This window comes from Microbacterium sp. M (assembly GCF_045181065.1).
Taxonomy (GTDB): Bacteria; Actinomycetota; Actinomycetes; order Actinomycetales; family Microbacteriaceae; genus Microbacterium.
Window position 1 is genome coordinate 1,942,883 of record NZ_CP173721.1, and the last position, 11,267, is coordinate 1,954,149.

Sequence of the window (11,267 nt, forward strand, 5' to 3'; positions counted from 1 at the left end):
GTGGGCGCACGCACGAAGGCGCGCAAGCGCGCACTCGACATCCTGTTCTCCTCCGATGTCCGCGGTGACGCGATCGGCATCACGCTCGCAGCAGAGGCCAAGCGGGCGGCGAGCGAGCCGGCCCGCGAGGCCAGCTGGCTGTACGCACGCGAGATCGCGGACGGGATCGTCGACCACCAGGACGAGATCGACGAGCAGATCACGACCCACAGCCGCGATTGGAAGCTCGAGCGGATGCCGGCCGTTGACCGCGCTCTGCTGCGCATCGCGGTATGGGAGATCCTCTACAACGATCAGGTTCCGACGGCCGTCGCGATCGACGAGGCCGTTGAGCTGGCCAAAGAGTTCTCCACGGATGACTCCGGAGCCTTCGTGCACGGCGTGCTCGCCAGGGTGGCGCGTTCCAGCTGACGCCTCCGCACAGTCCGGACGATGTCTGATGCCGGGGAGAGGATGGCGGATATGAGCGCGCCGTACGTCCCCGAGGAGGACATCCTCGTGCACACGGATCGCGGCAGTTTCGAGCGGGGATTCGGCTATGCGCGCGACGACCGCGTGCTGTACGCGATCTGGAATTCGGAGCGCCGGCGCATCAACGGGCAGGTCTCCGGTTCGGGCGGAAGGCCGTACAGCTGCGCGATCGAGTTCGCGGATGACGGTTCCATCGCCCAGAGCCGCTGCGCATGCCCGGTGCGGTCGAAGTGCAAGCACGTGGTCGCGGTGCTCCTGGCGAGCAACGCCAAACAGGGGCGACCGCCGTCGGCGCCCGCCTCGGCGGCACGGACGCAGGCTCCGGCGTGGCGTTCGCTGCTGGCGGCTGCCGAGCGGACGGCGGATCCGACCCCGCTCGCCCTCGGCGTCGAGGTGCGCAGACGTGCCGCGCAGGGTGCGCATCAGTGGGCGCCGCGTCCGGTGACGGCGGCGCAGCCGCGTGACCTGGTGAAGCCCGGCGTCGAAGTGCTCCTCGCGGTCCGTCCGCTCGTGCGCAGCGCCTCGACCGGCAACTGGATCCAAGGGGATGCGGGCTGGGACTCGATCCGCCGTTCATCCGGCAGGTTCGCTCCTGATCAGGTGCGCTGGTTCGGAGACCTGCTGAGCATTGCACGCGAATCGCTGCTCTCCGGCACGGCCGGGGAATGGATCCTGCTCGATCTCGTCGCGTCGCGCCTGCTGTGGAGCCACCTCAGTGCCGCACGCGCGCTCGGCATCGCGATCGTGCCGACGCAGAAGCACACCGACGTCCGCTTCGCCGAGCACGCCGAGGTGAGCGCCGTGATCAGCGCGGCGGATCACGGGCTGCTGCTGGCACCCGAGGTGTCGATCGATGCGGCGCCTCACACGGCGAGCAGAGTGCGGCCGCTCGGACGCTCTGGGGTGTACGCATGGGACGTCGTCGGCACGCGCATCGAAGTGACTCTGGCGCCGGTCGACCTCGAGCCGATGATGCACGCTCTTCTGACCGGACCATCCGAGATCGAGATCCCCGACGACGAACGCGACGCGTTCCTCTCCGAGGCATACCCCCAGCTCGTCCGACAGACGGAGGTGCGCACTGCTCAGGGCGTCGAGCTTCCCGAGCCGGCCGAACCACGGGCCATCGTCACCGTCGTCTACCGTGCCGGGCACGTCGTCGAACACACGCTGCAGTGGGATTACCCCGGCTTCGGCCGTTTCGGCGCCGATCCGAGTGCCGATGCCGTGCGCGATCCGGCCCGTGAGGCCGACATCCTTCGCCGGGTGCACGATGCCTGGGGCCAGGTCCTCTCGGTGCCGTTCTCGGCGCATGGCACGCTGCACGACATGGACGCCGCGGAGTTCGTCTCGAGGCTCGTCGGGCTGTGGGAGGCCATCGGCGTCGTCGTCGAGACCCGCGGCACACCGCAGGCCTATCGCGAGCTCACCGGTGACCCCCTGATCACGGTGTCCACCGTCGAGACCACGTCGACGGACTGGTTCGACCTCGGCATCCTGGTGAAGATCGACGGCCGGACCATTCCGTTCGAACCGCTGTTCACGGCCCTCGCCATGCGCCGCAACAAGCTGCTGCTCGTCGACGGAAGCTACTTCTCGCTCGCGCACCCCGCACTGCAGCGGCTGCGGGACCTGTTGGACGAAGCGGCCGAGCTCGCGGAGTGGGAGGCGGGGCCGAAGATCAGCCGCCACCAGGTCGCGCTCTGGGAGGAGTTCGAAGACCTCGCCGACGAAGCCCAACCCGCTGTGAGCTGGCGGGAGACGGTGCAGGGCCTGCGCGACGCGGATCGCGTGCCGCCCACCGTCGAGCCGTCGGGGCTTCACGCGCAGCTGCGCCCGTATCAGAAGGCGGGCTTCGACTGGCTCGCCTTCCTCTGGCGTCACCGGCTCGGTGGGATCCTGGCCGATGACATGGGGCTGGGCAAGACCATTCAGCTGCTCACCCTGGTCCTGCACATCCGCGAGTCGGGGGAGCGCAGACCGCTGCTCGTCGTCGCCCCGACCTCGGTGCTCGCCACCTGGCAGGATGAGGCCGCGCACTTCGCTCCGGGGCTCGACGTGCGCATCATCGATGGCACGAGTGCCAAGAACGGCCGGCGCGTCGCGGATGTCGCGGCCGACGCCGATCTCGTCGTGACGTCCTACACCGTCGCGCGGCTCGACCAGGACGAGTTCCAGGCTGTCGAGTGGGCGGCCCTGATCCTGGACGAAGCGCAGTTCGTGAAGAATCCGGCGACGCTGCAGCATCGTGCGATCGCGGCGCTGCGGGCGGATGTGACCTTCGTCGTCACCGGCACCCCGATGGAGAACAGCCTCCGAGAGCTCTGGGCTCTGCTGCGGCTCGCCGCACCAGGTCTGTTCCCCTCGGCCCGGAAGTTCCGTCAGGAGTACATCCAGCCGATCGAGCAGGGCAAGGTGCCGGAGAACGAGGAAGGCGCGCCGTACCGCCAGCGGCGGCTGGAGCGCCTGCGTCGCCGCATTCGCCCGCTCATGCTCCGTCGCACGAAGGACCTCGTGGCAGCCGACCTTCCGCCCAAGCAGGAGCAGCTGCTGCACGTCGACCTGGTCCCGGCTCACCGCGCACTGTACGACACCGTGCTCCAGCGCGAACGGCAGAAGGTGCTCGGGCTGCTCCAGGACCTCGACCGGAATCGGTTCATCGTGTTCCGCTCACTCACGATGCTGCGCATGCTCAGCCTGGCGCCGGCACTCATCGACGGCGAGGACGCCCGGATCGGCTCCGCCAAGCTCGATGTGCTGCTCGAGCGCGTGCAGGAGCTGCAGGCCGAGGGGCACCGCGCGCTGGTCTTCAGCCAGTTCACATCGTTCCTCTCACTGGCGGCGGAACGGCTCGAGGAAGCGGGCGTCCCGTACGCGTATCTGGACGGCTCGACGCGCAATCGCAGGGCCGTGATCGACGGGTTCCGCACCGGAGAGCAGCCGGTGTTCCTCATCAGCCTGAAGGCCGGCGGATTCGGGCTGACTCTCACAGAGGCTGACTACGTGTTCCTGCTGGATCCGTGGTGGAACCCGGCTGCCGAGGCGCAGGCCGTCGACCGCACGCATCGGATCGGCCAGACCGAGCAGGTGTTCGTCTACCGGATGATCGCCACCGGGACCGTCGAGGAGAAGGTGCTCGCGCTCCAGCAGCGGAAGGCACGACTGTTCACCGCGGTGATGGATGACGAGCAGCTGTTCGCTCAGACGCTGACCGCCGACGACATCCGCGGACTGTTCGAGGACTGACAGCTGCACGGGCGTTTGTTTCCGGCGTGTGACGCCGCCCTCACCGCAGGGGTGCGTGCGCGTGACGCAGAAGTGATCGTGCGGTAATCCACGACGCCGTCCGTCGAAACACCGTCCTCGTATCTTCAGTGGCATACCGTCCGGAGCAGTAGCCACAGGGAGAGCAGTCATGGTCACACCTGCCGTCGCATCCTCGCACACCGACACCGCTGATGCCGTCGTCCTCACACGTCGACCAGGCCGCTGGATCGACGGGTTCGATCCCGAGAACACCGCGTTCTGGGAGTCCGAGGGCCGTCCGATCGCTCGCCGGAACCTCGGATGGTCGATCTACGCCGAGTTCCTCGGCTTCATCGTCTGGCAGCTGTGGAGCATCGTCGTCGTGATGCTGCCGGCCGCCGGCTTCACCTTCACCACTTCCGAGATCTTCTGGTTGATCTCGCTGCCGAGCCTCGTCGGCGCCACCCTCCGCTTCCCGTACACGTTCATGGTGCCGCGGTTCGGCGGCCGCAACTGGACCATCGTGTCGGCGCTGCTGCTGCTGATCCCCGCGATCCTGCTGGGTGTCGCGGTCGGCAACCCGGAGACACCGTTCTGGATGATGCTCTGCATCGCGGCCCTCGCCGGATTCGGCGGCGGCAACTTCGCCAGCTCCATGTCGAACATCACCTACTTCTTCCCGCAGCGCGAGAAGGGCTGGGCGCTCGGCCTGAACGCTGCGGGCGGCAACCTCGGCACGTCGGTCGCCCAGTTCCTCGTCCCCATCGTCGTGTCGCTCGCCGCGGGAATCGGGCTCGGGCTGCCGCTCGCCGGCTGGATGTGGGTGCCGCTCATCCTCGTCGCCGCCTGGGGTGCATGGCGGTACATGGACAATCTGTCGTCCGCGAAGGCCGACTTCGCCGGATCGGCCGCGGCGCTGCGCGAAGGACACATGTGGCTGCTGTCGCTGCTCTACATCGGCACGTTCGGCTCTTTCATCGGCTTCGCCAGCGTCTTCCCGAAACTCATCGCCGACCAGTTCCCGGAGTTCTCCGCCCTGCACATCGGCGCAGCCGCGGTCTCTCTCGCCTTCCTCGGCGCTCTGGTCGGATCCCTCTTCCGTCCGCTCGGCGGACGTCTTGCCGACCGTTTCGGCGGTGCGCGGATCACGATCGCCGCGTTCGCCGTGATGGCGATCGGTGCCTTCGGCATCCTCGGTGTCCTGGCGCTCGGACAGTTCTGGGCGTTCCTGCTCTGCTTCCTGGTTCTCTTCGCCGCGACGGGCGTGGGAAACGGGTCGACGTATCGGATGATCCCGATCGTCTTCAGCGCACGCGCGGTCGCCCGCAAGGAAGGCGATGCCGCGGCGGTCCAGCGCCGCGCCGCCGCCGCGCTCGGCCTCATCTCCGGCATCGGCGCCTACGGCGGATTCATGGTTCCGCAGGTGCTCAATGCATCCCAGCTCTCCACCGGCACGTACGAGGGCGCGTTCATCGGCTTCGGCATCGTGTACATCGTGATGCTCGTCATCACGCTGCTCGTCTACGGCATCCCGCGTGCCGCACTCGACGGACGGCGGATCTGACAGTGCCGACGCCCCTGCGCGTCGTCGTCGTCGGGTTCGGTCCGGTCGGGGCCCGGCTCTGCGAAGACCTCCTCCCGGCCGTCGAGGACGGCACGATCCAGCTGACGGTCATCGGCGCAGAGCAGCACGCTCCCTACAACCGCGTGCTGATCGCCGAACTCGCCGCAGCGAGGACCGATCACGACGGGATCGTCCTGCACGACCCGGCGGACAGCACGGCCGCCGGCGCGAGGGTCGTGCTCGGAGCACGCGTTGTCGGCATCGACCGCGCTGCCAAGCTGGTCGAGCTCGACAGCGGAGAGCGGGTCGACTACGACCGGTTGGTGCTGGCGACCGGCGCGAGGGCGAACGTGCCGACTCTCGCCGGGCTGGAACGTCCCCGCTACGACGAGGCTTCTCTGGGGCGCGCAGGGACCGCCGTCATCGGGTCGGACGCGCAACTCCCCGTCGGTGTCACAGTGTTGCGCGACCTCGCCGATGCCGAGCGCGTCCGGCGGGCCGTCGAGGCGAAAGCGCGCATCATCGTGCTCGGTGCCGGTGTGCTCGGCCTCGAGTTCGCGCTGCTGGCTGCCGATGCGGGCGCTGAGGTCGGCGTGCTGCACCACGGGCCGACGCCGATGCCCCGCAACCTCGATCGCGGCGCAGGAACGGTGCTGGCCAGGGCTCTGAAAGCCCGCGGCATCACGATGTACGCGCACAGCCGGGCCGAGGCGATCGCATTCCACGATGCCGCCGACGGCGTGCGCGCGTTCGATGCCGTGGTCACCGCAGACGGAAACTACGTCCGCGGAGATCTGCTCGTGCTCTCGTGCGGTGTCGGGGCTCGTACGGAGCTGGCCACTCTCGCAGGCATGCGCACGGCCGCCGGCGTCATCGTCGACGAACGGCTGCGTTCATGGAGCGACGACGACGTGTACGCGATCGGCGACTGCGCGCATGTCCTCGCGCGTACGCCCGAGAACGCGGCGCTCTCGCGCCTGCCCGGTGCACCGTCCGGCCTGATCGGGCCGGGGTGGCGCCAGGCGTCCTGGCTGGCCGAACACCTGGTCGCCGAGGCGACGGGCCGCGAGCATGCGGAGCCGGCGCCGGGGGAGAAGGACGCCGTCGTGATGCTGAAGGACGAAGGCATCGACGTGGTCGCGGTCGGCGACCTCGACATAGACATCTGGGACACGCCGCACGCCGGCGATCCGCACCGGCACGTGGCGCAGTGGGCCGACGCGCAGCACGGCCGGTACGTGAAGATGGTCACCGTCGACGGCGTGCTGGACGCGTTCGCCTGTGTCGGGATGCCGCGCACGGCCGCCGAGCTGACTCTGCTGTACGACCGGCAGGGCGAACTGCCCTCCGATCGTTCGCTGCTGCTGCGCCTGGACGGTGCGGACGATGTCGGCGCCGGTTCCGACCCCTTCGCCCCGACATCCACCGTCTGCTCGTGCAACGGCGTCGACGTTCAGCGCATCACCGACTCGATCGCCGAGGGCAACGACACCGTGGCCTGTCTCGGTCGCGACACCAGGGCTGGTACCGGCTGCGGCGGATGCAAGCCGCGCCTGACCGAACTGATCGAACGATTCGCCCTCGCGGAGGCCGCACGCGCATGACGAGCACTCATTGTCCTTACTGTGCGCTCCAGTGCGCCATGACGCTCACCCCTCGGGCGTCGGATGCCGCGGCATCCGACCCGTCCATGACCGTGGCAGGGCGCGACTTCCCGACGAACCGCGGTGGGCTCTGCAAGAAGGGGTGGACCTCGTCGACCCTGCTCGACGCACCAGACCGGCTCACGCAGCCGCTCGTGCGGGGCGCGGACGGGATGCTCGTCGAGGCGACCTGGGAGGAGGCCCTCGATCTCCTCGTCTCGACGATTCGTCGCCTGCAGGCCGAGTCGGGGCGGGACGCGATCGGCGTCTTCGGAGGAGGCGGACTCACGAACGAGAAGGCCTATCAGCTGGGCAAGTTTGCAAGGATCGCGCTCGGCACCTCCCGTATCGACTACAACGGCCGGTTCTGCATGTCATCGGCAGCAGCGGCCGCGAACCGGGCTTTCGGGATCGACCGGGGGCTGCCTTTTCCGCTGACCGATCTCGACGACGCGCACACCGTGCTGATGCTCGGCTCGAACGTCGCAGACACCATGCCGCCGTTCCTGTCGCACCTGGCCGGTGTTCGCGAGGCCGGCGGCCTGATCATCGTCGACCCGCGGCGCAGCTCCACGGTACGGCTGACCGATGAGGGTCAGGGAATCCACTTGGCGCCGGCGCCGGGCACGGATCTCGAACTGCTGCTCGGTCTGACCCACATCGTGATCGCGGACCGGCTGTATGACGAGGCCTCGGTCGAGCGCTGGACCATCGGATTCGACGCGCTGCGGCGCAGCGTCTCCGGGTGGTGGCCTGCGCGCGTGCAGCAGATCACAGGCGTTCCGGTGGACCTCCTGCGCCGCGTCGCGCGGCGCCTTGCCGCGGGAGGTAACACCTTCATCCTCACAGGACGCGGCGTGGAGCAGCATTCGAACGGCACGGATACGGCCACCGCGGCGATCAACCTGGCCCTGATCCTCGGCCTTCCGACCCGGCCGGGCAGCGGATACGGCACGCTCACGGGTCAGGGCAACGGCCAGGGCGGCCGGGAACACGGTCAGAAGTGCGACCAGCTCCCCGGCTACCGCAAGATCACCGATCCGGATGCCAGGGCGCACGTCGCGGCAGTCTGGGGTGTGTCGCCGGAGGACATCCCCGGTGCAGGTCTTCCCGCCGTGCAGCTGCTGGAGTCGATCGGCGAGGACGACGGCATCCGTGCCCTGCTCGTGCACGGCTCGAACCCGGTGATCTCGGCCCCCGATGCCGGGGCCGTCCGTGCCCGCATGACGCAGCTGGACCTCCTGGTCGTGTGCGATTTCTTCCTCTCCGAGACGGCGGCCATGGCGGACATCGTGCTTCCCGTGACGCAGTGGGCGGAGGAGGAGGGCACGATGACGAACCTGGAAGGGCGGGTCATCCGCCGTCGTCAGGCCCTGGCCGCACCGGACGGAGCCCGCAGCGAGCTGTGGATCCTCGCCGAGCTCGCTCGACGCCTGGAGGCGCCCGGAACGTACGACCTCGATCCGGCGATCGTGTTCGACGAGCTCGCGCGGGCGTCGGCTGGCGGCATCGCCGACTACTCCGGGCTGAGCCATGACGTGCTCGATGCCGAGATCGACGCGTTCTGGCCTTATCCCGCGGGTTCCCACGGGACGCCACGGCCCCTGCTCGACGGATACCGGCATCCGGACGGGCTCGCGCGGATCGTCGCCGTATCTGTGCGGGCCAAGCCGGAGGCGCCCGCCGTCGGTGATGAGCTGACGCTCATCACGGGCCGCCTGCTGGAGCACTACCAGTCCGGCGCGCAGACCCGGCGAGTGACCGAGCTGGTCGCGGCCCGACCGGCGCTGGAGGCGACCCTGCACCCTTCGACCGCGGCAGACCGGGGGATGCACGACGGAGACAGCATCGTGCTCGTGAACGCTCGAGGATCCGTCACCGCGGAGGTCGTCACCGACAACGGCATCCGACCGGACACGGTGTTCCTGCCCTTCCATTACCCGGACGAGCACTCGGCGAACCTCTTGACGATCGCCGCGACGGATCCGATCTCGGCCATGCCGGAGTTCAAACGGTCGGTCGTGCGCGTCCTGCCTGCTTCCTGACGAGCGTTATGCCCGGCTCTGCTTCGGGTGCCTTCCAGCGCCCGGCGGGTAGACTCGGTCGGTCCAGTTCGGGAGGAAACAGTATGCGAATCACGGGACTCGGCCACGCCGGGATGTTCATCGAGACGGTCGGCGGGAACATCATCTGCGACCCTGTTCTCGGTCCCTCGTTCTTCGGCTCCTGGTTCCCGTTCCCCGACAACCGCGGGCTCGACTGGGAGATGTTCGGCCGCGAAGCCGACTTCCTCTACATCTCCCACCGGCACCGCGATCACTTCGACCCGCGGCTGCTCGAGCGCTACATCCGCAAAGACATCGAAGTGCTGCTGCCGGAGTATCCGACCGACGAACTCGAGCAGGACATCCGCGCGCTCGGGTACACGAACATCACGTACGCGCCGGCGGGTGAGATCATCCAGCGGGGCGATCTGAAGATCATGATCACGCCGCTCAGGGCCCCCAGCGACGGTCCGATCGGCGACTCGTCGCTGAGTGTCGACGACGGCACAGGGTCCGTGCTCAACCAGAACGACTCGCACCCTCTGGATCTCGAGAAACTGCTCGGCTTCGGCAAGCCGAACGCCTACTTCACGCAGGTGTCCGGTGCCATCTGGTGGCCCATGGTCTACGACCTGCCGCTGGATGCCAAGCAGAACTTCGCTCAGCTCAAGCGCGATGCGCAGAACAAGCGCGCGATGTACTACATCGAGAAGGTCGACGCGCCGCACGTGTTCCCGATGGCCGGCCCGCCGATGTTCCTGCGTGACGATCTGTTCGATTTCAACGGCCTCGGCCGCAACGGCGAATCGATCTTCACGGACCAGAAGCAGTTCCTCGAGCATCTCGCCGAGAAGGCGCCGCAGTACGACGGTCAGCTGTTCATCCCCGGCACGGTCGTCACGGTGGCCGGCGGCGAGGTCTCCAGCGAGCAGACCCTGTACTCGGATGCCGAGATCGCCCACATCTTCGACGAGAAGTGGGACTACCTCGAGTCCCAGCGCGCGTCGCGCCAGCAGGAGATCCGCGATGAGGAGGCCGCGCGAGCCGAAGTCATCCCGCCGGCCGACATGCTCCAGGCGATCAAGGAGTGGTGGGAGCCGCTGCTGAAGAAGTCGCGCACGATCCGCCTCGGGGTGGGCGGGTGCGTCCGGTTCCGCATCGGCGAGCTGGACATGGTCGTGGACTTCCCGAAGGCGAAGGTCCGCGAGTACGCGGGGGAGGAGTGCATCTACTGGTACACGATCCCCGCCGACCTCGTCTCCACGAACATCCGCGATCACGAGATCGACTGGTCGAACTCGATCTTCCTGTCGATGCAGTTCTCGGTCGGCCGCAGCGGCAAGTTCAACGAATTCCTCACGACCTTCCTGAAGTGCCTCTCCGTGGACCGGATCGAATACGTCGAGAACTGGTACCAGGAGCAGACCGACCAGACCGAGGATGCCGAGATCGGCGACTGGGTCGTGCAGCGTCGCTGCCCGCACCTGCGCGCCGACCTCACCCGCACGGGCAAGATCGACGAGGACGGCGTCCTGACGTGCAGCATGCACGACTGGAAGTGGGACCTGAAGACCGGCAAGTGCCTGTCGACGGCCGGCCACGAGATCCGCGCCACGAAGATCGACGACGTCACCGATGAGGCGCTGCGCCTGGGGGCGTGAGTTCCCGACGCCGTCGTGGCGTCGTGGGCGGGGCGCTCTCTAGAGTGGTGCCATGTCCGACGCCCCGCACGTGCACGCCGACTGGACCCAGGTTGAACTCATGGGGCATCGCGGCGCCGTGGGTCAGCGCGTCGCGGGTGTCCTGATCGCTCTCGTCGGAGCAGTGGGCATCGGCCTGAGCTTTCTGATGGCACCCCAGTGGTGGGCGGTCGTGCTCATGCTCCTCGCGTGCGCATTCGTCGTCCTGGTCGGTGCGAGCATGTGGTTCCAGGCCAGCGCGGCGGAGCGGACGACGGCCCGACTGCGAGGGACCGGCCGCCTGGCCGATCTTCCGGTCGTCGCGGTGACGGACACCTCGCACGACATGGAGAGCTTCCGCCTCGAACTCGCTCTGCCGGTCGACGCAGGACGTGTCGTGCTGCACGAGTGCAGCGACCGCCGCTGCGTCGCGGCCGCGCGCGCGTTCCCCGGTTCCACGGTCCCCGCGATGATCGATGAAACCCGTGCCGTCTGGGGCGTCGTGCACGGTCCGACCGATCGGTGAGGGCCCGCGTCGGCACGTCACCCGAATTCGGCTGTACCGTCCGTGTTCAGAGACACGTGATGACAGCGGGGCAGGCGTCACCGTCGTCGGCGC

The 11,267-nt window shown here is 68.3% G+C and carries 7 protein-coding genes; all 7 read left to right on the plus strand.

Annotation, left to right across the window (positions count from 1 at the left end):
* The 7 genes from nusB to ACI7YT_RS09375 all read left to right on the plus strand — a co-directional run bounded on the left by nusB (nt 1) and on the right by ACI7YT_RS09375 (nt 11,174).
* Nucleotides 1-411, plus strand: coding sequence for a transcription antitermination factor NusB (nusB, locus tag ACI7YT_RS09345; RefSeq protein WP_406250420.1), 411 nt, complete (start codon nt 1-3; stop codon nt 409-411).
* A gap of 51 nt (nt 412-462) precedes the next feature.
* Nucleotides 463-3,717, plus strand: coding sequence for an SNF2-related protein (locus ACI7YT_RS09350; RefSeq protein ID WP_406250421.1), 3,255 nt, complete (start codon nt 463-465; stop codon nt 3,715-3,717).
* Nucleotides 3,718-3,886: 169 nt separating this feature from the next.
* Nucleotides 3,887-5,281: an MFS transporter gene (locus ACI7YT_RS09355; RefSeq protein ID WP_406250422.1), complete on the plus strand. Its 1,395-nt coding sequence runs from the start codon at nt 3,887-3,889 to the stop codon at nt 5,279-5,281.
* Between the two features lie 2 nt (nt 5,282-5,283).
* On the plus strand, nt 5,284-6,885 hold the full coding sequence (locus ACI7YT_RS09360) for an FAD-dependent oxidoreductase (RefSeq protein ID WP_406250423.1): 1,602 nt from the start codon (nt 5,284-5,286) through the stop codon (nt 6,883-6,885).
* Nucleotides 6,886-6,923: 38 nt separating this feature from the next.
* A complete protein-coding gene (locus tag ACI7YT_RS09365; protein WP_406250424.1) occupies nt 6,924-8,969 on the plus strand; it encodes a molybdopterin oxidoreductase family protein in 2,046 nt (681 codons plus the stop codon).
* 83 nt (nt 8,970-9,052) lie between these two features.
* Nucleotides 9,053-10,630: a Rieske 2Fe-2S domain-containing protein gene (locus ACI7YT_RS09370; RefSeq protein WP_406250426.1), complete on the plus strand. Its 1,578-nt coding sequence runs from the start codon at nt 9,053-9,055 to the stop codon at nt 10,628-10,630.
* A 52-nt stretch (nt 10,631-10,682) separates the two neighbouring features.
* Nucleotides 10,683-11,174: a hypothetical protein gene (locus ACI7YT_RS09375; RefSeq protein WP_406250427.1), complete on the plus strand. Its 492-nt coding sequence runs from the start codon at nt 10,683-10,685 to the stop codon at nt 11,172-11,174.
* The last annotated feature ends 93 nt before the right edge of the window (nt 11,175-11,267 follow it).